We start from the raw sequence: 21,890 nt of genomic DNA, 5'->3' as shown, positions 1-21,890 counted from the left end.
GGCGGCGCCTCCGAGCCGGCGCGGCGATCAGTTGCCGAAGCCGAAGCCGCCGCCCACACCGACGTTGACGCCGGAGGGACCCGATCCGCCGACTCCGACGTCGACCCCGACGCCGCCGGCGCCGGCGCTCACGTCGACGTTGACGCCGATCCCGCCGCCGAAGCCGCCGCCGCCGAAGCCGCCGCCGCCGAAGCCGCCGCCGCCATGGCCGCCGCCATGACCACCGCCGTGGCCACCCCCGCCATGGCCTCCGCCGTGGCCACCCCCGCCATGGCCTCCGCCGCCGGAGCCACCCCCGCCGCCGGAGCCACCCCCGCCGCCGGAGCCANCCGCCGCCGGAGCCGCCACCGCCGCCGCCACCGCCGCCGCCGGAGCCGCCACCGCCGCCGGAGCCTCCACCGCCGCCGGAGCCTCCACCGCCGCCGAAGCCGCCACCGCCGCCGGAGCCGCCGCCGTCGCCTGAGCCGCCGCCGTCGCCTGAGCCGCCGCCGTCGCCGGGGCCGAATCCGCCCGGTCCTTCACCGCCCCCGCTGCCTCCGCCACCGCTGGAGCCACCACCGCCGGAGCCACCACCGCCCGAGCCGCCACCGCCCGAGCCGCCGCCCGCGACGCTGCCGCCGCCGGAGGCGCTGTCCACGTCGCCATAGATCGTGCCGAGAGACCCGCCGCCGGCGCCCGGGCGTACGGTGCCGGTGACGATCACGTCCGGTGCTGGGCCGAACGTGCACAGGCAGCGCTGCTCGCCCGTGTCGCGCAGGACGAGCCTGCAGCTGGAATAGAGCCCGCTCTGGAGATGCCCTAGGCACAGGTCGGGCGTTTCCTGCGCTGGGCTCGGCAAGGGCGACAGCGCCGTGAAGGCGGCCGCCAGGAAGGGAAGGCTGCGACGCATGATGCGTGCTCCGGGAAAAATGTCGAGACCTTGAAACAAATGCGGCGGAAATCGGTTGTTCCTCTGGGTCTCTCAAATGCGAAGCAACAAAGGTTGTCCGCGTGGCGTTCGCACGATCGCCCTCGAGTTCCCGGCACGCCAACGAGAACGGCGCCCCGGGATGTCCCGGAGCGCCGCGAAAGCGTCTCGATGAGGGGCGTGGATCAGGCCGCGCGTGACGTGTCGTGCGCGAATTCCCAGTAGAGCTCCCGCGCCCGGCGGGCCACAGGGCCCGGCTGCAGCTCGCGATCGTCGATCTTCACCACCGGCGTGATCTTGGAATAATTGCCCGACATGAAGATCTCGTCGGCGGCGAGGAAGTCCTCGTAGGTGAGCGCGCATTCGCGCACGCTCGCGCCGGTGCGGCCCAGGAGGTCGATGGTGCGCTGGCGGGTGATTCCGTTGAGGAAGGTGCCGTTGGGAACCGGCGTGAGCACCTCGCCGCCACGGACCATGAAGATGTTGGACGTCGCCGTCTCGGCGACGTTGCCCAGCATGTCGAGCACGAGCGCGTTGTCGAAGCCACGGCCCAGCGCCTCGCGTAGCGCGCGGGCGTTGTTGGGATAGAGGCAGCCGGCCTTGGCGTCCGTCGGCATCGTCTCGAGCGAGGGGCGGCGGAAGCGGCTCTTCGTCAGCCGCACGCCCTTGCCGGGGGGCGCCATGGGCGCCTCGAACAGGCACAGGCAGAAGCCGATGTCGTCGGGGTCCGGCAGGATCGCGCCGGCACCCTCGCCCTCGCCCCAGTACATCGGCTTCACGTAGAGCGGCGTCGCGCCGTCGAAGCGCTTGGCGCCCTCGTGGGTGAGGCCGACGATCTCGTCCGGCGTCTTCGTCGGGTTGAGCCCCATCTTCCGGGCCGATTCGTTCACGCGCGCCGCGTGGCGATCGAGATCCGGCGCGGTGCCCTCGAAGATCCGGGCGCCGTCGAACACCATGGAGGCGAGCCAGGCGGCATGGGTGCGCGGCCCCATGATGCCGGGATTGCCCTCGTGCCAATCGCCGTCGAACCAGGTCCAGGTGCGCGAGAACGTCGCCAAGGCGGCCTCCAGGGGTGCGTCGCCGCGGCGTCGCGGGCCGCGAGATCGGTCAGTGCTGCTGTCCGATCGAAGCCCGCGACCCGCGCCGCGTCAACTCGGAAAAGCGCGAAGGGGCGATGACGATGCCTGATGAGTTCCGTCAACGCCGCTGATGAATCACGGAATGCGGCAATAGTGCCGGCGCCCGTCGTAGCCCAGGAACGTGAAGCTGTGCGGGTCGAACGAGCGGTACTTGCGCGCGCAATAGGCGATCGCGTCCGCATCGTAGCGCACCCGCGGCGCGCGCACGACCGGAGGCGGTGCGGCGAGCGCCTGCCCCAGGATCGCACCGGTCGCGAGCCCGATGATCCCCGCCGCCACCGCGGCGCCGTTGTCGTGCCGGCGGCCGTAATAGGGCGGGTAGGCGTCGCGCGGGTAGCGGTAGCGATACACGGTACGCGGGCGCACCGGCGCCGGGCGGTAGTCGTAGCCATCGTAATAGCGGCGCCGGTCGTAATAGACGGGCGCGCGCCCGGCCTCGACGTGGAAGGAGATGCCGGGGTGCCCGCCGTCGTAATTCGGGCTCGCGTAGTAGACGCCGCGCCCGTCGGCGGCGGCCGGCGCGGCCCCGCCGATCGCGACGAGCCCGAGCGTCGCCGCCGCGATGAGGGTGAGGAGGAGGTTTCGCATCGTCTGACGCCTCTTCTTGGGCGCGCGAGCCTCGCCCCCGCCGGCGGCGCGCGTTCTGGTGGCGGGAGCATAGCAGCGATGCCCGCGCTCCCCAAGCCGGCAACCGTCCGGGGCACATGCCCGTTCCGCGCGCCGCGCGCGCCGGCCCGCTTCCCGTGCGCGCGCGCCGCCGCTATGGTCCGCGCCGTCGAACACGAGGACGAGATCCCATGCCCCTCACCGTCGCCGTCCAGATGGACCCCATCGAGCACATCAAGATCGCAGGCGACACCACCTTCGCCCTCCTGCTCGAGGCGAAGAAGCGCGGGCACGCGCTCGTCTACTGGACGCCCGATCGGCTCTCCATGCGCGACGGCGCGGTGGTGGCGAGGGCGCAGGATCTGACGGTCCAGGACGTGGAGGGCGCGCACGCGACGCTCGGCACGCCGCGCCGGATCGTGCTCGCGGACGAGGTCGACGTGGTGCTGATGCGCCAGGACCCGCCCTTCGACCTCGCCTACATCACGGCTTCGCATCTGCTCGAGCGCGTGCACCCGAAGGTGCTCGTGATCAACGATCCCGCGCACGTGCGCAACGCGCCCGAGAAGATCTTCGTCACCGAATTCCCGCATCTGATGCCGCCCACCCTGATCTCCCGCGACAAGGAGGAGATCCAGGACTTCCGGCGCGAGCACGGCGCGGTGGTGATGAAGCCGCTGCACGGCCACGGCGGCGCCGCCGTCGTTCGGCTGATGCCGGATGACCCCAATTTCGGCTCGCTCTTCGACCTGTTCTCGGTGACCTTCCGCGAGCCCTGGGTGATCCAGAAGTTCCTGCCCCGCATCACCGAGGGCGACAAGCGCATCCTCCTCGTCGACGGCGAGGCGCGCGGCGCGATCAACCGGGTGCCGGCGGCGGGCGACATCCGCTCCAACATGGTGCGCGGGGGAGGGGCCGTTGCGACGCAGCTCACCGACAAGGAGCGCGAGATCTGCGAGACGATCGGGCCGCACCTGAAGCGCATGGGCCTCGTGCTTGTGGGCATCGACGTCATCGACGGGCTCCTCACCGAGATCAACGTCACCTCGCCGACCGGCGTGCGCGCGGTGAAGAAGCTCGGCGGGCCGGACGTCGCCGTGGACGTGTGGGACGCGATCGAGGCCAAGCGCGGCTGAGGGAGCGGCGGTCGGCTCGCCCGCCGTTGACCCGCGCGGCGCCGGCCCTTATCTCGACATCGTCCCGCACTCCACGAGTCCGACCCCGTGAGCAAGATCGTCAAGCTTCCCGACCCGCGCCTGCGCCTCGTCTCCGAGCCCGTCGCCGCCATCGACGACGCCGTGAAGGCGCTCGGCGAGGAGATGCTCGAGGCGATGTACGCCGCCCGCGGCATCGGGCTCGCGGCGATCCAGATCGGCGTGCCCAAGCGTGTCGTCACGGTCGACATCGGCCGCGAGATCGAAGGCGAGACGGAGCTCGACGAGGACGGCGAGGAAGTGCCGAAATACGAGGCGGACCCGATGGTGCTCGTCAACCCGGAGATCCTCTGGCGCTCGGAGGAGACGCGGGTCTACGAGGAGGGCTGCCTCTCCATCCCGGACTACACCGAGGAGGTGGAGCGCCCCGCACGCATCCGCGTGCGCTGGCAGGCGCTCGACGGCTCCGTGGTGGAGCGCGAGGCGGAGGGGCTCCTCGCCACCTGCATCCAGCACGAGGTGGATCACCTCGACGGCAAGCTGTTCATCGACTACCTCTCGCGCCTCAAGCGCGACCGCGTGGTGAAGAAGTTCTCCAAGGCCGCACGACGCGAGTCGGAGACGGCGTGACCGGATCGGGCCCGACCTCATGAGCTTGCGCGTCGTCTTCATGGGCACGCCCGATTTCGCGGTGCCCACCCTCTCCGAGATCGTCGGCCAGGGGCACGAGGTCGTCGCTTGCTACACCCGCGCGCCCGCGCCCGCCGGGCGCGGCATGGCGGAGCGGCCCTCTCCCGTCCACAAGATGGCCGAGGGCTTCGGCATCCCGGTCTTCACGCCGAAATCGCTGCGGACCGAGGAGGCCGCCGAGATCTTCCGCTCGCACGGGGCGGACGTCGCGGTCGTCGTGGCCTACGGCATGATCCTGCCGCAGGCGATCCTCGACGCGCCGGACATGGGCTGCCTCAACCTCCACGCCTCGCTGCTGCCGCGCTGGCGCGGCGCGGCCCCGATCCAGCGCTCGATCATGGCCGGCGACGCCGAGACCGGCATCGCCGTCATGCGCATGGAGGCCGGCCTCGACACCGGGCCCGTCGCCATGGTCGAGAAGGTCGCGATCGGCCCCGACACGAATGCCGGCGAGCTGCACGACCGCCTCTCCATCCTCGGCGCCGACCTGATGGCGCGGGCGCTGGCCGCGCTCTCGCGGGGCTCGCTCGCCTTCACGCCCCAGCCCGACGAGGGCGTCACCTACGCCGCCAAGATCACGAACGGCGACGCCGAGATCGCCTGGACCCTGCCGGCGCGCCGGGTGCACGACCAGGTGCGCGGCCTCTCGCCCTTCCCGGGCGCCTTCTTCATGGCCGATCTCGGCCGCGGCCCCGAGCGCGTGAAGCTCCTCCAGACCGAGCTCGCGGAGGGTGACGGCGCGCCGGGCACGCTGCTCTCGGCCGACGGGATCGTCGCCTGCGCGGAGGGCGCGGTGCGCCTCCTCACCGTCCAGCGCCAGGGCAAGGCCGCGATGCCGGCGGGCGACTGGCTGCGCGGCGCGCGGCTCGAGCCCGGCACTGTGCTCGGCAGCAGCGGCGCCTGAGGCGATGCCCCGCTACAAGCTCGTCGTCGAGTACGACGGCACGCCCTATTCCGGCTGGCAGTTCCAGGACAACGCCCGCTCCGTTCAGGAGGTGGTGGAGCGGGCCATCACCGGCTTCTGCGGGCACCCCGTGCGGCTCCATTGCGCCGGGCGCACGGATGCCGGGGTGCACGCCACGCATCAGGTCGTGCACGTCGACCTCGAGCGCGCCTATCGCACCGACACGATCCGCGACGCGGCCAACGCCCACATGCGCGACGAGGCGGTGGCGGTGGTCTCGGCCCAGCCGGTGACCGAGGCGTTCCACGCGCGCCTCTCCGCCCGCAAGCGCCACTACACCTACCGCATCCTCAACCGCATGGCCCCGCCCACCTTCGACCGCGAGCGCGTTTGGCACGTGCGCCAGCCCATCGACGTCGCGCGCATGCAGGAGGCGGCCGACACCCTCGTCGGGCACCACGACTTCACGACCTTCCGCGCGAGCCAGTGCCAGGGCCGCACCCCCTGGAAGACGCTGGAGCGGCTCTGCGTGGAGCGCCGGGGCGACGAGGTGCAGGTGCGCGCCTCCTCCCGCTCCTTCCTGCACAACCAGGTGCGCTCCATGGTCGGCACGATCGTCCTCGCCGGCATCGGCCGCTGGACCACCGAAGACGTCGCCGCCGCCCTGGCCGCCCGCGACCGCACCCGCTGCGGCGCGCTGGCCCCGCCGCACGGGCTGTATTTCGTCGGCGTGGATTACGCGGAGGGGTCGGACGTTCCTCCCGAGGTGGAATAAAGGTCGCCGAGGGTCTCCCCTCTCCCTGGTGGAGAGGGTGTGGGGCGTCGGAGGCTCTCGGACGGTTCGCCAGGGGCTCCTCGGACGGCATCGACGGCGAGCCTTTTTCTGTGCGCCCCACACCCCCGACCCCTCTCCGCGAGGGAGAGGGGAGCCGCGTCGTGCTCGAACATGCTCCCACCCGGCAACGTCCTCGAAACCATGCCCGCCCACGAGCCTTTAACCTGAACGCGTGTTGACGGTTTCGGCTTAACACTCCGAACACGGGAATCGATCACAGTCCTCGCACGAAACAACACACCGGTCGCACGCGAAAAGACCGGGGAGGCGTCGAACATGATCGATCAAGCTTTGCGCGAATTCGCGGACAATGTTTGCGAAAACAAGGTGATGACCCTCGAGGACGTGGCGCGGCTGCGTGAATTCGCCCTCGAGACCGGCATCTCGACCCGCGAGGAGGCCGACGTCCTCATCGCGCTCGATCGCGCGGTGAAGCGGCCGGACGAGGCGGCGGCGCAGGCCTGGTCGGAGCTGTTCGCATCCCTTCTCGTCGACTTCGTCGTCTGGGGCGCGCGCCCCACCGGCTTCGTCGACCAGAGCCTCGCACGCTGGCTCGTCACGGCGGTGAACGCCTGCGGCGGGCCCACCGAGAACGCGCGCCGCGCCGTGGCGCAGATGGTGCGCGAGGCCCAGCGCGTGGACGAGACGCTCCTCGTCTTCGTTATGCGCGGTGGCGTCATGCGCATGCGCGACGTGCTCGACGCGCCCGAGACGCCGCAATGCATCAAGGACGCGGTGCGCAACGCGAGCCGCGCCGCCTGAGGCGCCCTCGCGGCATCCGAAGGGCGGGCGGATCGCGTCTCAGTCGAAAGAGGGCGTGGACGAGACCCGCCGCGGGTCGCTAGAAGCTGAGGCGTCTCATCGCCGATCAGCGGGGCCCGCGTTCATGTTCGACAAGATCCTCATCGCCAATCGCGGCGAGATCGCCTGCCGCGTGATCAAGACGGCGCGGCGCATGGGCATCAAGACGGTCGCCGTCTATTCCGACGCCGATCGCGACGCGGTCCACGTCGACATGGCGGACGAGGCGGTGCACATCGGCCCCGCCGCTGCGGCGGAGAGCTATCTCGTCATCGAGAAGATCGTCGAGGCCTGCAAGCGCACGGGCGCGCAGGCGGTGCATCCGGGCTACGGCTTCCTCTCCGAGCGCGAGGCCTTCCCCAAGGCGCTGGCGGAAGCGGGCATCGTCTTCATCGGCCCCAATCCCGGCGCCATCGCCGCCATGGGCGACAAGATCGAATCGAAGAAGGCGGCGGCGGCGGCTAAGGTGTCGACGGTGCCGGGCTTCCTCGGCGTGATCGAGAGCCCCGAGCACGCGGTCGCCATCGCCGAGGAGATCGGCTTTCCCGTGATGCTCAAGGCCTCCGCCGGCGGCGGCGGCAAGGGCATGCGCATCGCCCATTCCAAGGACGAGGTGGCGGAGGGCTTCGCGCGGGCGAAATCGGAGGCGGCGAGCTCCTTCGGCGACGATCGCGTCTTCGTCGAGAAGTTCATCACCCAGCCGCGCCACATCGAGATCCAGGTGCTCGGCGACAAGCACGGCAATTGCATCTGGGTGTCCGAGCGCGAATGCTCCATCCAGCGCCGCAACCAGAAGGTCGTCGAGGAGGCGCCCTCGCCGCTGCTCGATGCCGAGACGCGCCGGCTCATGGGCGAGCAGGCGGTCGCGCTCGCGAAGGCCGTGGGCTACGATTCGGCCGGCACGGTGGAGTTCGTGGCCGGGCAGGACAAGTCCTTCTACTTCCTCGAGATGAACACCCGCCTCCAGGTCGAGCACCCGGTCACCGAGATGATCACCGGCATCGACCTCGTCGAGGAGATGATCCGCGTCGCGGCGGGCGAGACGCTCCGTTACGCGCAGGACGACGTGAAGCTCGACGGCTGGTCCATCGAGAGCCGCATCTACGCCGAGGACCCGACGCGCAACTTCCTGCCCTCCACGGGCCGCCTGACGATCTACCGTCCGCCGGAGGAGGGGAGCGTCGACGGGATCACCGTGCGCAACGACACCGGCGTCGAGGCGGGCGGCGAGATCTCGATCTATTACGATCCGATGATCGCCAAGCTCGTGACCCACGCCCCCACCCGCGAGGCGGCGATCGACGCCCAGGCGCGGGCGCTCGACGCCTTCGCCATCGACGGCATCCGCCACAACATTCCCTTCCTCACCGCCATCATGCAGAACCCGCGCTGGCGCGAGGGGCGGCTGTCCACGGCCTTCATCGCCGAGGAATTCCCCGACGGCTTCGTGGCGCCCGCGCCCGACGGCGCCGTGGCCACGCGCATGGCGGCGGTGGCGGCGTGGATCGACTACCTCGAGGCCAAGCGCAAGCGCACGCTGACCGGCCAGATGATGGGCCGCACGCTCCACGTCTCCCGCGAGCGCGTCGTCATGCTCGACAAGCAGCGCTTCGACGTCACCGTCGACGAGGGGCGCGACGGCGTGGTCGTCATCGGCTTTTCCGACGGGGCGTCCTATCCGGTCGCGAGCGGCTGGCGCCCCGGCCGGCCGGTCTGGGAAGGGACCGTGGGAGACGTCGCCATCGCCGTGCAGGTGCGCCCCATCGTCAACGGCGTCTTCATGCAGCACCAGGGCGCCTCCGCCGCCGCCAAGGCCTTCACCGCGGCCGAGGCGCGGTTCGTCGAGCTGATGCCCGAGAAGAAGGTCGCGGACACCTCCAAGCAGCTGCTGTGCCCGATGCCGGGGCTCGTCAAGGCGCTCATGGCGGCCGTCGGCCAGGAGGTGAAGGCGGGCGAGCCGCTCGCCATCGTCGAGGCGATGAAGATGGAGAACGTGCTGCGCGCCGAGCGCGACGGCACGGTCAAGGCGTTGCACGCCAAGGAGGGCGACAGCCTGGCGGTGGACGCCGTCATCCTCGAGTTCGCCTGAGCGCATCGGCGAACGCATGCCGCTCTACTTCGCCTACGGGTCCAACATGGACCGCGCCCAGATGGCCGCGCGCTGCCCGTCCTCGCGCCCCATCGGCCCAGCGCGCCTGATGCGCCACCGCATCGTGATCATGCGCGAGGGCTGGGCGAACGTCGCCCGCGCGCCGCGGGGCGCCGTGTGGGGCGTGCTCTGGGATCTCGCGCTGCGCGACGTCGCCGCGCTCGATCGGTACGAGAGCGTCCACACGGGCCTCTATTCCAAGGTCGTCCAGCCGGTGGTGACCGAGGCGGGCGCGCGCCGCGCCATCGTCTATGTCGGGCGCGCGGGGGAGGGCGGCACGCCGCCGCCGGGCTACCTCGAAGCCGTGGTCGCGGCCGCCGAGGCGGCGGCTCTGCCGCCGGCCTGGATCGCGACGCTCCGCGCGCTCCACCCGGACGTCGCGCCTGGGCGACGTGGGTGACCTGCTCACCCTTCTGTGCGGACAAATCCTGAGAAACGTCACGGCCGGCCCTATCGGAGCGGCGCCGCTTCGCGCATAATCGGGAAAAACACGGATGCGGGAGGCTTCATGAGCGACATCGAGCAACGCGGACGGCTCTATCCGCCGACCTTCATCGCCGTCGCTCCCAATGGCGGCCGGCGCACGAAGGCCCAGCATCCCGCTCTCCCCATCACCGCCGAGGAATGCGCCCAGGTCGCGCGCGAGGCGCAGAGCGCCGGCGCGGCCATGATCCATCTGCACGTGCGCGACGCGCAGGGGCGCCACAGCCTCGATCCCGGCCGCTACCGCGAGGCCATCGCCGCCGTGCGCGACGCGGTGGGCCCTCGCATGGTGGTGCAGATCACCACCGAATCCATCGGCATGTACGCGCCCGACGAGCAGGTGGCCGTGGTCAAGGCGGTGAAGCCCGAGGCCGTCTCCGTGGCCCTGCGCGAGATCGCGCCCAACGAATCGGACGCCAAGCGCCTCTCCGACCTCCTCGCCTTCTGCGAGGACGAGCGCATCGCGCCGCAGATCATCGCCTACGACCGCACCGACGCCGACCGCCTCGCACGTTGGGCGCACGCGCGCGTGGTGGACGGGCGGCAGGTCTCCGTCCTGTTCGTGGGCGGGCGCTACGACCCGCCGACGCAGGCGCGGCCGGCCGATCTCGTGCCGATGATCGAGAGCTGCGCGGACGTGTACCGGGACTTCATGGTCTGCGCCTTCGGCCCGCGCGAGGCGGGCTGCGGCGTGCTGGCGGGGTTGCTCGGCGGGCACGTCCGCTGCGGCTTCGAGAACAATCTCGCGCTGCCGGACGGCTCGCCGGCGCAGGACAACGCCGCCGTCGTCGCCGCGCAGGCCCGCGCGCTCTCGGCCGCGGGGCTGACGCTGGGCGACGCCATCGCGCTGCGATCGCTGTGGGGCATCGAGGGGCGCTGACGCGACGTCGCAGGCGTGATGCCCGTGCGAACGCTCGCCATTCACGCATTGCGGCCCGCCTCCGCATCGGCTAAAGCCGAGGTCGTTTGCGTGGAAGGATGACCAGGAACATGGCGACCATGGTGCACAGCGAGCGTAGGCCGGACGAAGGCTACAGCCCCGATATGGACGGCAAGACCCACGAGCAGACCTACGACGGCTTCATCGTCTTCACGACGCTGACGTCGATCGTCGTCGGGTGCTGGGTCATGGCGCTGGCGCTCGGCGGCGTGAAGGAAGCCTGGTTCACGGGGATCGTCGGCGTCGTCGCCTCGATGGTCGCCGGCGCGATCGGCGCGCTGTTCCCGAAGGTGGGCTGGCGGGCGCCGGCCGTGGTCTTCGGCCTGATGATCGTGGCCTTCGTCCTCGCCTGAGGACGCCGCGCGGGCGCGACGGTCGCGCCCTCCCGAACAGAAGCGACGAACGTCAGCGAAACTTGGGGGAGAGGGGCATGCGCATCGCCGTCCTCACGGAAACGGACGCCAACGAGGCCCGCGTGGCCGCCACGCCGGACACGGTCAAGAAGCTCGTCGGGTTCGGCGCGACCGTGGTGGTGCAATCGGGCGCGGGCGCGCAATCGGGCCTGCCGGACGCCGATTTCGAGGCCGCCGGCGCCTCCATCGCGCCGGACGCCGCCGCGGCGGCGGGAGACGCCGACGTCGTGCTCCTCGTGCGCCGTCCCGAGGGCGATCGCCTCGCGGCCGTCAAGGAGGGCGCCATCGTCATCGCGACAATGGACCCCTACGGCAACGAGGCCGCGCTCCAGGCCATGGCGGAGCGCAAGCTCGCCGCCTTTTCCATGGAGCTGATGCCCCGCATCACCCGCGCGCAGGTGATGGACGTGCTGTCCTCCCAGGCGAACCTCGCGGGCTACCGCGCCGTGATCGACGGCGCCGCCGTCTACGGCCGCGCCATGCCGATGATGATGACGGCGGCGGGCACCGTGCCGGCCGCCAAGGTCTTCGTCATGGGCGCCGGCGTCGCCGGCCTCCAGGCCATCGCCACGGCGCGGCGCCTGGGCGCCGTCGTCTCTGCCACCGACGTCCGCCCCGCCGCCAAGGAGCAGGTCGAATCGCTCGGCGCGAAGTTCGTCGCGGTGGAGGACGAGGAGTTCAAGCAGGCCGAGACCGCCGGCGGCTACGCCAAGGAGATGTCGGCGGAATACAAGGCCAAGCAGGCCGAGCTCGTCGCCGCCCACATCGCCAAGCAGGACATCGTGATCACGACCGCCCTGATCCCGGGCCGGCCCGCGCCGAAGCTCGTGACGAAGGCGATGGTCGAATCGATGCGGCCCGGCTCCGTGGTCGTCGATCTCGCGGTGGAGCGCGGCGGGAATTGCGAGGTCTCCGAGCCCGGCGAGATCGCCGACCACGGCGGCGTGAAGATCGTCGGCTACCTCAACGTCCCGGGCCGCCTCGCGGCGACGGCGTCGAGCCTCTACGCGAAGAACCTCCTCGCCTTCCTCGAGACGATGATCGACAAGGAGAAGAAGGCTCTGGCGCCGAACTGGGACGACGAGCTCGTCAAGGCGACGCTTCTGACCAAGGACGGCGCGATCGTCCATCCGAACTTCCAGGCGCAGCCCGCCGCCTGACGGCGTGCGCGACGCGACAGATTGGGGACAGCCATGGCCACTCTCACTCCCGAGCAGGCTCTCGAGCGGGCGCAGGCCGCCGCAGAGGCCGCGCGCGAGGCCGCGAACGCGGCGCAGTCCTATGCCGACATGATCTCCACCGACATGGTCGCGACGGGCGTGTCCGTCGCGACGGGCGGAGCGGTGGATCCCACCGTGTTCCGCTTCGCGATCTTCGTGCTCGCGATCTTCGTCGGCTATTACGTGGTCTGGTCGGTCACGCCGGCGCTGCATACGCCGCTGATGTCCGTGACGAACGCGATCTCGTCCGTGATCGTGGTGGGCGCGCTCCTCGCCGTGGGCGTGCAGGTGGCGGACGTCGCGAGTTCCGGGGCCGCCTGGGGGGCGACCGTGCTCGGCTTCATCGCCCTCGTCCTCGCCTCCGTGAACATCTTCGGCGGCTTCCTCGTCACGGCGCGGATGCTCGCCATGTACAAGAAGAAGGGCTGAGGCGATGGGCGACAATCTCGCGAACCTGCTCTACCTCGTCTCCGGCGTCCTCTTCATCCTGGCGCTGCGCGGCCTCTCGCACCCGACGACGTCGCGACAGGGCAACATCTACGGCATGGTCGGCATGGCCATCGCCGTGGGCACGACGCTCGTGTCGTCGCCGCCGGCGCTCGGCGGCTGGCTGCTGGTGATCCTCGGCATCGCCATCGGCGGCGGCATCGGCGCGCTGATCGCCAAGCGCGTGCCGATGACGGCCATGCCGCAGCTCGTCGCGGCCTTCCACTCGCTCGTCGGCCTCGCCGCCGTGCTGGTGGCGGCCGCCGCGCTCTACGCGCCGCAGGCCTTCGCCATCGGCGCGCCGGGCGCGATCAAGGGCGCGAGCCTGTTCGAGATGGGGCTCGGCGCCGCCATCGGCGCGATCACCTTCACGGGCTCGATCATCGCGTTCCTGAAGCTCGACGGGCGCATGTCCGGCAAGCCGATCATGCTGCCCTCCCGGCACATGATCAACATCGCGCTCGCCGCCGCCCTCGTGATCCTGCTCGGCGTGTTCATGGCCACCGAGTCGACGCTCGCCTTCTGGCTCGTCTGCCTGATCGCGCTGGCGCTCGGCGTCCTCTTGATCATCCCCATCGGCGGCGCGGACATGCCCGTCGTCGTGTCGATGCTCAACTCCTATTCCGGTTGGGCGGCCGCGGGCATCGGCTTCACGCTGGGCAACCTCGCGCTCATCATCACGGGCGCGCTCGTCGGCTCGTCGGGCGCGATCCTGTCCTACATCATGTGCAAGGGGATGAACCGGAGCTTCGTCTCCGTCATCCTCGGCGGCTTCGGCGGCGAGACGTCGGGCGGGCCCGTCGGCGAGGCCGAGAGCCGGCCGGTGAAGCAGGGCTCGGCCGAGGACGCGGCCTTCATCATGAAGAACTCGTCCAAGGTCATCATCGTGCCGGGCTACGGCATGGCGGTGGCCCAGGCCCAGCACACGCTGCGCGAGATGGCCGACCTCCTCAAGAAGGAGGGCGTGGAGGTGAAGTACGCGATCCACCCGGTCGCGGGCCGCATGCCGGGGCACATGAACGTGCTGCTGGCCGAGGCGCAGGTGCCCTACGACGAGGTCTTCGAGCTCGAGGACATCAACGGCGAGTTCGCGCAGGCGGACGTGGCCTTCGTCATCGGCGCCAACGACGTGACGAACCCCGCCGCGAAGACGGACAAGGCCTCGCCCATCTACGGCATGCCGATCCTCGACGTGGAGAAGGCGGGCACGGTGCTCTTCCTCAAGCGCGGCATGGGCTCGGGCTATGCCGGCGTCGAGAACGAGCTGTTCTTCCGCGACAACACGATGATGCTCTTCGGCGACGCCAAGAAGATGGTCGACGAAATCGTCAAGTCGATGTGACGCGCGACGGGAGCCGAGGAGAGCGGTCCCTCCCCGGTTCCCGGAGCGACTCGAGGACGAGAGGGTCGTCGCCGTGCTCGGACGTCTCGCGCGTGGTCTCGTCCTCGCCGGCGGCGCCTATCTCGCCTTCGTCGGCGTGCTGTTCGTCGCCCAGCGCTCGCTCCTCTACCCGGCGCCCGACAACGTCGCCAGCGCCGCCGAGGCGGGGCTCGCCGGCTTCGAGGACGTGACGCTCGAGACCGCCGACGACGAGCGCATCCGCGCCTATTTCCGCCCGCCGGAGCCCGGCCGCGCGCTCGTCGTCTACTTCCACGGCAATGCCGGCTCGATCCGCCAGCGCGCGCCCCGCGCGGCGGCGCTCGCCGAGGGTGGTCGGGGCGTGCTGATCACGTCCTATCGCGGCTATTCGGGCTCGACCGGCTCACCGACCGAGGAGGGCCTGATCGAGGATGCCCGCGCGGCCTATGCCTTCGCGTCCCGTCATGCGCCGGCGGAGCGCATCGTGCTCTACGGCGAATCGCTCGGCACCGGCGTCGCCGTGGCGCTGGCCACCGAGGTCGAGGCCGGCGCCGTGGTGCTCGACGCGCCCTTCACCTCCGCGGCGGACGTGGCGCGCCTGCGCTACCCCTTCGTGCCCGTCGGCCTCCTCATGCGCGACCAGTTCGACAGCGCCGCGCGCATCGGCGCCGTGGACGAGCCGCTCCTCGTCATGCACGGCACCCAGGACCGCGTGACGCCCTTCGCGCAGGGCCGCGCGCTCTACGAGGCCGCGGGCGAGCCCAAGCGGTTCCGCGGTTTCGAGGCCGAGGGCCACACGCGTCTGCTCGAGAACGGCGGACTCGCGGAGGTCCGCGCGCTGCTCGACGCAGTGGAAGCGGGCCGCGCGGCGGCGCTGCTGGAGGAGGACCGCTCGTGACCCTCGCCATCCGCACCGCCGGTCCCGCCGATCGGGAGACCTGCATCGGTCTCGTGGACCAGCTCAACGCCTTCGAGGCGACACTCGTCGACGACCGGCTCACCACCCGCGAAGCCGCCGAGGCGGCCTATGCGGCGGCGCTCGATCGGGTGGCGCGGACCAAGGGCCGCATGCTCCTCGCCGAGGAGGACGGCATCGCGGTGGGCCTCCTCGTCTTCGTCATCGACGAGGAGCATCCCTACGTCCGCGAGGACGTGCGTCGCTACGGCATGGTGGCCGACCTGATCGTCGTCGAGGACGCGCGCGGGCGCGGCGTGGGGCGCGCGCTTCTCGCCGAGGCCGAGCGCCTCACCCGTGAGGCGGGGCTCGTGCGGCTCTCGATCGGCGCGCTCGCCGCCAACGAGGGCGCCTGCGCCGCCTACCTGAAGGCGGGCTTCTCCGACTACCTGCGGATCTTCGTCAAGTCGCTCGACTGAGCCGGCACGCGCCGGGGTCGTACAGTCGAGATCGTGCCGCGCGGACCGCGCCGGGCACCGCCCCGGCGCGTCGAAACCGCGCGGGCGCGGGGAGGAATTCCCCCGATCCCGCTGTTCTTCCGCCCGGCGTCATCAAAGTGCAATGGAGAATCGGTTCTTGTCGGCGAAACCCGCTGGAGCGGAGCTGGAATAGTGACTGATGACGATCAATCGATCCGCGTCCGGACCTTGTTCCTGTCGGATTTCCACCTCGGCACGCGCGATTGCCAGGCCGATCTGCTGCTCGGCTTCCTGCGCCGCTACGATGCGGACGTGATCTATCTCGTCGGCGACATCATCGACGGGTGGAAGCTGAAGAACGGCTGGTTCTGGCCGCAATCCCACAACGACGTGGTCCAGAAGCTCCTGCGCAAGGTGCGCAAGGGTGCGCGGCTGATCTACGTGCCGGGCAACCACGACGAGTTCCTGCGGGACTATATCGGCGCCAATTTCGGTGGCATCGAGGTCTGCGACAAGGCGCTCCACGAGACCGCCGCCGGCGAGCGGCTGCTCGTCATCCACGGCGACCAGTTCGACATGGTGATGAAGCACGCCAAGTGGCTGGCGCATCTGGGCGACTGGGCCTATTCTCTGGCGCTGGTCTCGAACACCTACGTGAACATGGTGCGCCGCCGGCTGGGGCTGACCTACTGGTCGCTCTCCGCCTGGGCCAAGCTCAAGGTGAAGAACGCCGTGAACTTCATCTCCAAGTTCGAGGAGTTCCTCGTCGAGGAGGCCCGCGGCCAGGGCGCCACGGGCGTCGTGTGCGGCCACATCCACCACGCCGCGGAGCGCGACATCGACGGCATGCGCTACCTCAATTGCGGCGACTGGGTGGAGAGCTGCACGGCCATCGTCGAGCATTACGACGGCCGGCTCGAGCTCGTGCGCTGGGTCGAGGAGATGGCGGTGCTCGACGCGAGCGAGGCGCCCGAGCCGCTCCCCGTACCCGACGCCGCCCGCGCGGCGCGCCTCGCGCGTCTCGGCGACGCCAATCCCAGCCCCGTCATGCCGAGCCCCGTCATGCCGGGCAGCGCCAGACCGGGCCCCGTGAGCTCGGGATCGCGAGCCGTCGCCTGATGCGTCTCCTCGTCGCGACGGACGCGTGGCGTCCGCAGATCAACGGCGTGGTGCGGTCCATCGAGCAGATGATCGCCCACGCCTCCGCCTTCGACGCCGAGATCGTGCTGCTCACACCGCTCGACTTCCGCTCGCTGCCGATGCCCACCTATCCCGAGATCCGTCTGGCTTTGGCCCGGCCGCGCGCCGTGGCGCGCAAGATCCGGGAGCTGGCGCCGACCCATATCCACATCGCCACCGAGGGGCCGATCGGCATCGCCACGCGCAAGATCTGCCTCGCCAACGATTTCGCCTACACGACGAGCTACCACACGCGCTTCCCGGAATACGTCTCCGCCCGCGCGCCGGTGCCGGAGCGCTGGGTCTATCGGGCGATCCGGCGCTTCCACAATACGGGGCGCGGCATCATGGTGGCGACGGATTCGTTGGAGGCCGAGCTCGTCAAGCGCGGCTTCAACAACGTGCTGCGCTGGGGCCGCGGCGTCGACACGACGCTCTTCCGCCCGCGCGACACGCGCGTCCTCGATGCGCCGGGGCCGATCTTCCTCTATGTCGGCCGCGTCGCCGTGGAGAAGAACCTCGAAGCCTTTTTGAAGCTAGACCTTCCCGGCACGAAGGTGATCGTCGGCGACGGCCCGGCGCGGGCCGATCTGGAGCGCCGGTTTCCGCAGGCGCGCTTCCTCGGCGCACGGACGGGGGAGGCGCTGGCGGAGGTCTACGCCTCGGCGGACGTCTTCGTCTTCCCGAGCCTCACCGACACGTTCGGCATCGTGCTGCTCGAGGCGCTGGCCTCCGGCCTGCCGATCGCGGCCTATCCGGTGACGGGGCCGCTCGACGTCGTCGGCGACAGCGGCTGCGGCGTGCTCTCGCGCGACCTGCGCGAGGCGGCTCTCGCCGCGCTCGAAATTCCCCGTGCGCGCTGCAGGGCTTACGGCGAGACCTTCACCTGGCACGAGAGCGCCCGGCAATTCTTCGGTAACGTCCGCAGCGCCGCGGGAGACGATCCCGTCGTGGATCTCGATCGGCTGTGAGGCCGGCCGAACGGCGTCGTTCGCGCCTCAGCTGAAGCGGGCGAGCTTCTCGCGGGTGGAAAGGGCGTCGATCTCTGCGAACGCGTCCGCCGTGAGGAGTGCGGGCTCGTCGTCGGGCTCGTGCTCGAGGTCCTCGTCTTCCTCCAGCGGCTCGATGTCGAGCGCGACGTCGAGCGTCGTCTCCGTTTCCACGAAGGCGACGTCCGCCTGATCCGCGACGTCCGCGAGAGCGGGCTCCGCCGGATCGAGGTCGGCGACCACGTCGATCTCGAACGCGGCCTCGGCCTCCTCCTCGGCGTCTTCGTCGTCCTCGCGCTCCGCCTCGATCAGGGTCGCATCGACGATCTCCGCCGGCATCGGCGCGCCGAATCGACTCGCGACGATGACGTCGTCGATCTCGCTCTGGCCGAGCCCGTCGAAGACCTCGAGCTTGGCGCCGAGCCCCTCGTGGCGCGCGCCGTCGGCGTCGCCCGGCTCCTCGTCGTCGAGCGTCGCCCCCCAGATGTCCATCATCGCGTTGATGCGGCCTTCCAGGAAGCGCAGCGTCTCGATGATGCGCTTCGTGCGCTGGGCGGTGAGGTCCTGGAAGGAGCAGGCGGTGTAGATGTCCGTCGCGCGGCGGTCGAGCTGGTCGCAGAGGTCCTCGCGCGCCCCGTCCTCGCGCAGGGTCCAGGCGGCTTCCTGCACCTGCTCGGCGGATTCGAGGATGTCGGAGGTGGCACGCTCCGTGGTGCGCACGATCCCGTCGAGCGCCTCGGAGGCGACGTTGAGATCGGAGGGCGCGCCCTCGCTCGGGCGGATCGAGGCGATCTCGCGCTTCGTCGAGGTGATCGCGCGCGCCATCTCGACGAGGTCGAAGCGCAGGCGGTCCATGCGCTCGGCCTCCCGCTCGCGGGAGACGACCTTCTCCAACCGCTCGATGGCGCCGAGCAGCACGGTGGTGTCGGCGTTACGGTTGCGCCGCGCGTACTCGGCGAGGAACCAGCGGCCGCGCTGGGTCTCCATCACGGCCTGCTCGATCGCCTCGTAATCTTCCTCGGCGATCGGCGTGAGGGCTTTGGACGAGCTCATGCGCAGCGCACCTCGAGGGCTCGAATCGTCTTGGTGGAGCATGCATGCCAAGCGTCCGTTGCGGCAAGCGCGCTCGTTTGGGTCATTCATGGACCGACGCGAGTTAGGAGCGCGTTACCGTCGTCGCGCGTGGGGAGGGCGACGTCCTCTCGCGGTGAACGAAACCTCATGCCGGTCGCTCGAATGCGGGCGGTCGCGCCCGTCGAGGCCGTGCTATCACGCCCCGGTCGATCTCCCGTCGCTCCGACTCGCCACGCGATACCCGCATGAAGGCTTCCCTCCGCCTCCGCCTGAGCGCGCTCAGCGCCGTCGCCTTCGCCGGCGTCGGCATCCAGGCGCCGTTCCTGCCGGTGTGGCTGGAGGGCAGGGGACTCGACGCCACCACGATCGGCCTCGTCGTCGCCCTGCCGGTGTGCGTGCGCGTCCTCGCCTCGACGCCGCTCGTCGCGACGACGGATCGCGGCGTCACGCCGCGCGCGCTGCTCGCGAGCGCGCATCTGGCGCTGGGGCTCGCCTTCGCGCTCCTCCTCGCCGCGCCGAACGCCTGGGCGATCGCGGGCGTCGTCGTGCTGGCGGCGCTCGCCCAGTCCTCCATCGTGCCGGCGACGGACCTCGTCCTCACCGACGCCGTGCGCGAGAACCGCGCCCTCGACTACGGCCGCCTGCGGGTGTTCGGCTCGCTCGCCTTCCTCGCGAGCTCGGTCGCCATGGGCTACGTGCTCGAGGTGGCGCCGCTCGATTTCGTCGTCTACGGCCTCGTCGCGGCCGGCTTCCTCGGCGCGCTCGTCGCCACGACGACCCCGCCGCTGGCCAGCGAGCGCGACCTCCCCCCGCGCGAGGGCCCGCGCCCGCGCCTGCCGCCGGCGCTGCTGCTGGCCATCGTCGGCGCCGCCTGCGTGCAGGCGAGCCATGCGGGCGTCTACGCCTTCGGCTCGATCCATTGGCGCGCCATCGGGTTCTCGGGCTCGACGGTCGGCTGGCTGTGGGCGATCGGCGTCGTCGCGGAGGTGGCGCTCTTCGTCGTGGCGGGGCGCTTCGTCGGGCGCGGGCGAGGCCTGCCGCTCGTGGTGATCGGCGCGCTCGCCGCGATCGTGCGCTTCGGCGGGCTGGCGCTCGAACCCGGCCCGCTCGCGACCTTCGCGTTGCAGAGCCTGCACGGCCTCTCCTTCGGCGCGACGCATCTCGGCGCCATGGCGATCCTCACCGCGATGGCGCCGCCCGGCGCACGCGGCAAGGCGCAGGGGCTGTTCGCGGCCGCGCAGGCCGTCGGCATGGCCTGCGCCACCGTGGCGGGCGGGATGATCTACGAGCACGCCGGCGGGCTCGTCTTCCTCGCCATGGTGCCGCTGCCGCTCGCGGGCCTCGCCTGCCTCGCGCTCTCGCGGCGCGCCGCGCTTAAGGGAAGCGTAAGCGCGCCGTCGTAGGCTCCTGCCCGAAGACAGGAGCGCTCCCATGGCCGCGGCAGGCTTCACCGATCTCGCCGACCTCCCCCTCACGCCCGACGGCGTGCGCGCCTTGCGCCGCCGCGTCTACGGCGACGACGACGCGATCTCGCTCGCCGAGGGCGAGATGCTGTTCGATCTCGCCCGCGCGGTGGGCGAGCGCGGCTGCCGCGAATGGCGCGACTTCTTCTGCGAGGCGGCGGCGGACCTGCTCGTCCACCAGATCGAGCCGCGCGGCTATCTCGGCGAGGCCGAGGCCGCCTGGCTGATCGCCCGCCTCGACGGGCGCCCGGCGCTCTCCACCGAGTTCGCGGCGCTGCTGAAGGTGATGGAGTTCTCCCGTAGCGTGCCCGACCGGCTCGCCGGCTTCGCGCTCAACCTCGTCAAGGACGTCGTTCTCACCGGCGAGGGCGAGGCGATCACGGGCCAGCGCCACGAGCCCGGCCGCGTGACTCGCGCAGACGTCGACGCGCTGCGCCGCGTCCTCTTCGTCGCCTCCTCGGAGGGCTTCGGCCACGTCACCCGCACGGAGGCGGACGTGCTCTTCGATATCGCCGACGAGACGGCGGACGCGCCCAACGACGCGAGCTTCCCCGACCTCTTCGCCCGCGCGATCGGCAACCACCTCCTCGCCGGGCCAGGACGTCATGCGCCGACACGGTTGCAGGTGATGCGCCGCGAGGAATGGCTCGACCAGCGCCGGACGCTCGGCTCGGGAATCGCCGCGACCTTCGGCTCCATGGCGGCGAACGCCTTCGGCATCTTCGGCCGCGACGCCGCGCCGGAGGCGGGCGCCGAGGCGAGCGTCTCGGGGCTCACGCCCGAGCGCGTCGACGACGAGGAGCTGACCTGGCTCGTCGGCCGCATCGAGCGCCGCCCCGGCCTCTCCCCGGCGGAGCGCGCGCTCCTCGCCTTCCTGGTGCGCGAATGCGCGGATCTCGCGCCCCCGCTCCGGCGATTGGCCGCCGCGGCGGCGTGAGGCGGGTCGGGGCACGATAAGGCTCGCCACGCCGGGCGGCGTGTGATAGGCGCATCCGCTCATCATGGATGCGAGGAGGCGCGCTCGGGCGCGCCCGTGAGGCGATGGATCAGTTCACCCGCGAGGTCGACGAGGAATACCGCCGCGCACAGATGGCGGCCCTGTGGAAGCGCTTCGGCTCGCTGATCGTCAGCGTGCTCGTCGTCGTGATCGTGGGCGTCGCCGGCTACACGTGGTGGGAGGCGCGCGAGACCCAGCGCGCCGAGGCCGCCTCGCTCGCGCTCTACGAGGCCTCGAGCCTCTCCGCCGACGGCCGCACCGACGAGGCGCGCGCCGTGCTCGACGGGCTCGTCGAGGAGGCGCCCGGCGCCACCGCGATCCTGGCGCGCCTTCGCCTCGCGGCGCTCTCCGCGCAGACGGATACCGCCGCGGGCGTCGCCGCCTACGAGGCGATCGCCGCCGACACCTCCGCGCCCGCCGTCCTGCGCGATCTGGCCCGCCTGCGCGCGGCGCTTCTCCAGATCGATTCCGCGCCGGACACGGCGCTCCCCGTCCTGCAGAGCCTCGCGGCCGGGGAGGGCGCGTTCCGGCACACCGCGCGCGAGCAGCTCGGCCTCGCCGCGCTCGACCGCGGCGATTACGATGCCGCCGGAGAGTGGTTCGACCAGATCGCCGTGGATCCCCAGACGCCCGGCGCCCTGCGCCAGCGTCTCGCCATCTATTCCGCCCTCGTCGCCGCCGGTCCGCTCGGCGGCGCGAACTAGAGAGCCCGCTCTCGCGGGGCCGA

The 21,890-nt window shown here is 71.2% G+C and carries 22 protein-coding genes; 19 read left to right on the top strand and 3 right to left on the bottom strand.

Translation table 11 applies throughout. From position 1 onward, the window contains the following. Positions 1-1,092: 1,092 nt before the first annotated feature. Both IEX89_RS03535 and IEX89_RS03530 read right to left on the bottom strand, forming a co-directional pair. Entirely contained in the window at positions 1,093-1,965 is an 873-nt protein-coding gene (locus IEX89_RS03535) for a branched-chain amino acid aminotransferase (RefSeq protein WP_188909643.1), read from the bottom strand. A 156-nt stretch (positions 1,966-2,121) separates the two neighbouring features. Beyond that, positions 2,122-2,634 carry a BA14K family protein gene (locus tag IEX89_RS03530; protein ID WP_188909641.1) on the bottom strand — a complete coding sequence of 171 codons (513 nt, stop codon included), beginning with the start codon at positions 2,632-2,634 and terminating at the stop codon, positions 2,122-2,124. Between the two features lie 209 nt (positions 2,635-2,843). Between IEX89_RS03530 and gshB the strand changes: the two genes are divergently transcribed. From gshB to IEX89_RS03450, 16 genes are all read left to right on the top strand, one after another. Then, on the top strand, positions 2,844-3,788 hold the full coding sequence (gene gshB, locus IEX89_RS03525; RefSeq protein ID WP_188909639.1) for a glutathione synthase: 945 nt from the start codon (positions 2,844-2,846) through the stop codon (positions 3,786-3,788). 87 nt (positions 3,789-3,875) lie between these two features. Further along, positions 3,876-4,436 (top strand): peptide deformylase, encoded by a 561-nt coding sequence (def, locus tag IEX89_RS03520; RefSeq protein WP_188909637.1) that lies wholly within the window; start codon positions 3,876-3,878, stop codon positions 4,434-4,436. Between the two features lie 19 nt (positions 4,437-4,455). Beyond that, complete coding sequence (fmt, locus tag IEX89_RS03515) at positions 4,456-5,400, top strand: methionyl-tRNA formyltransferase (protein ID WP_188909634.1); 945 nt, start codon at positions 4,456-4,458, stop codon at positions 5,398-5,400. A gap of 4 nt (positions 5,401-5,404) precedes the next feature. Continuing rightward, positions 5,405-6,175, top strand: coding sequence for a tRNA pseudouridine(38-40) synthase TruA (gene truA / locus IEX89_RS03510; RefSeq protein WP_188909632.1), 771 nt, complete (start codon positions 5,405-5,407; stop codon positions 6,173-6,175). Between the two features lie 336 nt (positions 6,176-6,511). Beyond that, positions 6,512-6,997, top strand: a complete 486-nt coding sequence (locus IEX89_RS03505) for a hypothetical protein (RefSeq protein ID WP_188909630.1) — start codon at positions 6,512-6,514, stop codon at positions 6,995-6,997. Between the two features lie 124 nt (positions 6,998-7,121). After that, positions 7,122-9,125: an acetyl-CoA carboxylase biotin carboxylase subunit gene (locus tag IEX89_RS03500; protein WP_188909628.1), complete on the top strand. Its 2,004-nt coding sequence runs from the start codon at positions 7,122-7,124 to the stop codon at positions 9,123-9,125. Positions 9,126-9,141: 16 nt separating this feature from the next. Beyond that, the gene (locus IEX89_RS03495) at positions 9,142-9,585 is read left to right on the top strand and encodes a gamma-glutamylcyclotransferase family protein (RefSeq protein ID WP_188909625.1); all 444 of its coding nucleotides are present in this window, start codon (positions 9,142-9,144) and stop codon (positions 9,583-9,585) included. Positions 9,586-9,693: 108 nt separating this feature from the next. Next, complete coding sequence (locus tag IEX89_RS03490) at positions 9,694-10,548, top strand: beta-keto acid cleavage family enzyme (protein ID WP_188909623.1); 855 nt, start codon at positions 9,694-9,696, stop codon at positions 10,546-10,548. Between the two features lie 110 nt (positions 10,549-10,658). After that, on the top strand, positions 10,659-10,961 hold the full coding sequence (locus IEX89_RS03485; protein WP_373290547.1) for an aa3-type cytochrome c oxidase subunit IV: 303 nt from the start codon (positions 10,659-10,661) through the stop codon (positions 10,959-10,961). A 77-nt stretch (positions 10,962-11,038) separates the two neighbouring features. Then, positions 11,039-12,181: a Re/Si-specific NAD(P)(+) transhydrogenase subunit alpha gene (locus IEX89_RS03480; RefSeq protein WP_188909621.1), complete on the top strand. Its 1,143-nt coding sequence runs from the start codon at positions 11,039-11,041 to the stop codon at positions 12,179-12,181. Between the two features lie 33 nt (positions 12,182-12,214). After that, the gene (locus IEX89_RS03475; protein WP_188909619.1) at positions 12,215-12,670 is read left to right on the top strand and encodes a proton-translocating transhydrogenase family protein; all 456 of its coding nucleotides are present in this window, start codon (positions 12,215-12,217) and stop codon (positions 12,668-12,670) included. 4 nt (positions 12,671-12,674) lie between these two features. Further along, entirely contained in the window at positions 12,675-14,069 is a 1,395-nt protein-coding gene (locus tag IEX89_RS03470; RefSeq protein WP_188909617.1) for an NAD(P)(+) transhydrogenase (Re/Si-specific) subunit beta, read from the top strand. A 73-nt stretch (positions 14,070-14,142) separates the two neighbouring features. Continuing rightward, positions 14,143-14,985 (top strand): alpha/beta hydrolase, encoded by an 843-nt coding sequence (locus IEX89_RS03465; protein ID WP_188909616.1) that lies wholly within the window; start codon positions 14,143-14,145, stop codon positions 14,983-14,985. After that, the gene (locus IEX89_RS03460) at positions 14,982-15,461 is read left to right on the top strand and encodes a GNAT family N-acetyltransferase (protein ID WP_188909614.1); all 480 of its coding nucleotides are present in this window, start codon (positions 14,982-14,984) and stop codon (positions 15,459-15,461) included. The genes IEX89_RS03465 and IEX89_RS03460 overlap by 4 nt, the downstream gene beginning before the upstream one ends. 189 nt (positions 15,462-15,650) lie before the next feature. Continuing rightward, entirely contained in the window at positions 15,651-16,580 is a 930-nt protein-coding gene (locus IEX89_RS03455; RefSeq protein ID WP_188910065.1) for a UDP-2,3-diacylglucosamine diphosphatase, read from the top strand. Then, positions 16,580-17,611, top strand: coding sequence for a glycosyltransferase family 4 protein (locus tag IEX89_RS03450; RefSeq protein ID WP_280513904.1), 1,032 nt, complete (start codon positions 16,580-16,582; stop codon positions 17,609-17,611). The genes IEX89_RS03455 and IEX89_RS03450 overlap by 1 nt, the downstream gene beginning before the upstream one ends. A 27-nt stretch (positions 17,612-17,638) precedes the next feature. On the opposite strand, the gene IEX89_RS03445 is transcribed toward IEX89_RS03450, so the two are convergent. Beyond that, positions 17,639-18,682, bottom strand: coding sequence for a hypothetical protein (locus tag IEX89_RS03445; RefSeq protein ID WP_188909612.1), 1,044 nt, complete (start codon positions 18,680-18,682; stop codon positions 17,639-17,641). Between the two features lie 266 nt (positions 18,683-18,948). Between IEX89_RS03445 and IEX89_RS03440 the strand changes: the two genes are divergently transcribed. The 3 genes from IEX89_RS03440 to IEX89_RS03430 all read left to right on the top strand — a co-directional run bounded on the left by IEX89_RS03440 (position 18,949) and on the right by IEX89_RS03430 (position 21,867). Continuing rightward, a complete protein-coding gene (locus tag IEX89_RS03440) occupies positions 18,949-20,106 on the top strand; it encodes an MFS transporter (protein WP_188909610.1) in 1,158 nt (385 codons plus the stop codon). 28 nt (positions 20,107-20,134) lie between these two features. Then, positions 20,135-21,103, top strand: coding sequence for a hypothetical protein (locus tag IEX89_RS03435; protein ID WP_188909607.1), 969 nt, complete (start codon positions 20,135-20,137; stop codon positions 21,101-21,103). Positions 21,104-21,207: 104 nt separating this feature from the next. Further along, complete coding sequence (locus tag IEX89_RS03430; protein WP_188909606.1) at positions 21,208-21,867, top strand: tetratricopeptide repeat protein; 660 nt, start codon at positions 21,208-21,210, stop codon at positions 21,865-21,867. Positions 21,868-21,890 lie beyond the last annotated feature (23 nt).

Source organism: Salinarimonas ramus (assembly GCF_014645695.1).
Taxonomy (GTDB): Bacteria; Pseudomonadota; Alphaproteobacteria; order Rhizobiales; family Beijerinckiaceae; genus Salinarimonas; species Salinarimonas ramus.
This window is presented reverse-complemented; position numbering and strand designations above follow the sequence as displayed.

Coding starts and splice junctions, on each gene's coding strand:
- IEX89_RS03530 (WP_188909641.1), bottom strand. CDS start 2,634: ATGCGAAACCTCCTCCTCACCCTCATCGCGGCGGCGACGCTCGGGCTC.
- gshB (WP_188909639.1), top strand. CDS start 2,844: ATGCCCCTCACCGTCGCCGTCCAGATGGACCCCATCGAGCACATCAAG.
- fmt (WP_188909634.1), top strand. CDS start 4,456: ATGAGCTTGCGCGTCGTCTTCATGGGCACGCCCGATTTCGCGGTGCCC.
- truA (WP_188909632.1), top strand. CDS start 5,405: ATGCCCCGCTACAAGCTCGTCGTCGAGTACGACGGCACGCCCTATTCC.
- IEX89_RS03505 (WP_188909630.1), top strand. CDS start 6,512: ATGATCGATCAAGCTTTGCGCGAATTCGCGGACAATGTTTGCGAAAAC.
- IEX89_RS03500 (WP_188909628.1), top strand. CDS start 7,122: ATGTTCGACAAGATCCTCATCGCCAATCGCGGCGAGATCGCCTGCCGC.
- IEX89_RS03495 (WP_188909625.1), top strand. CDS start 9,142: ATGCCGCTCTACTTCGCCTACGGGTCCAACATGGACCGCGCCCAGATG.
- IEX89_RS03490 (WP_188909623.1), top strand. CDS start 9,694: ATGAGCGACATCGAGCAACGCGGACGGCTCTATCCGCCGACCTTCATC.
- IEX89_RS03485 (WP_373290547.1), top strand. CDS start 10,659: ATGGCGACCATGGTGCACAGCGAGCGTAGGCCGGACGAAGGCTACAGC.
- IEX89_RS03480 (WP_188909621.1), top strand. CDS start 11,039: ATGCGCATCGCCGTCCTCACGGAAACGGACGCCAACGAGGCCCGCGTG.
- IEX89_RS03475 (WP_188909619.1), top strand. CDS start 12,215: ATGGCCACTCTCACTCCCGAGCAGGCTCTCGAGCGGGCGCAGGCCGCC.
- IEX89_RS03470 (WP_188909617.1), top strand. CDS start 12,675: ATGGGCGACAATCTCGCGAACCTGCTCTACCTCGTCTCCGGCGTCCTC.
- IEX89_RS03450 (WP_280513904.1), top strand. CDS start 16,580: ATGCGTCTCCTCGTCGCGACGGACGCGTGGCGTCCGCAGATCAACGGC.
- IEX89_RS03445 (WP_188909612.1), bottom strand. CDS start 18,682: ATGAGCTCGTCCAAAGCCCTCACGCCGATCGCCGAGGAAGATTACGAG.
- IEX89_RS03440 (WP_188909610.1), top strand. CDS start 18,949: ATGAAGGCTTCCCTCCGCCTCCGCCTGAGCGCGCTCAGCGCCGTCGCC.
- IEX89_RS03435 (WP_188909607.1), top strand. CDS start 20,135: ATGGCCGCGGCAGGCTTCACCGATCTCGCCGACCTCCCCCTCACGCCC.
- IEX89_RS03430 (WP_188909606.1), top strand. CDS start 21,208: ATGGATCAGTTCACCCGCGAGGTCGACGAGGAATACCGCCGCGCACAG.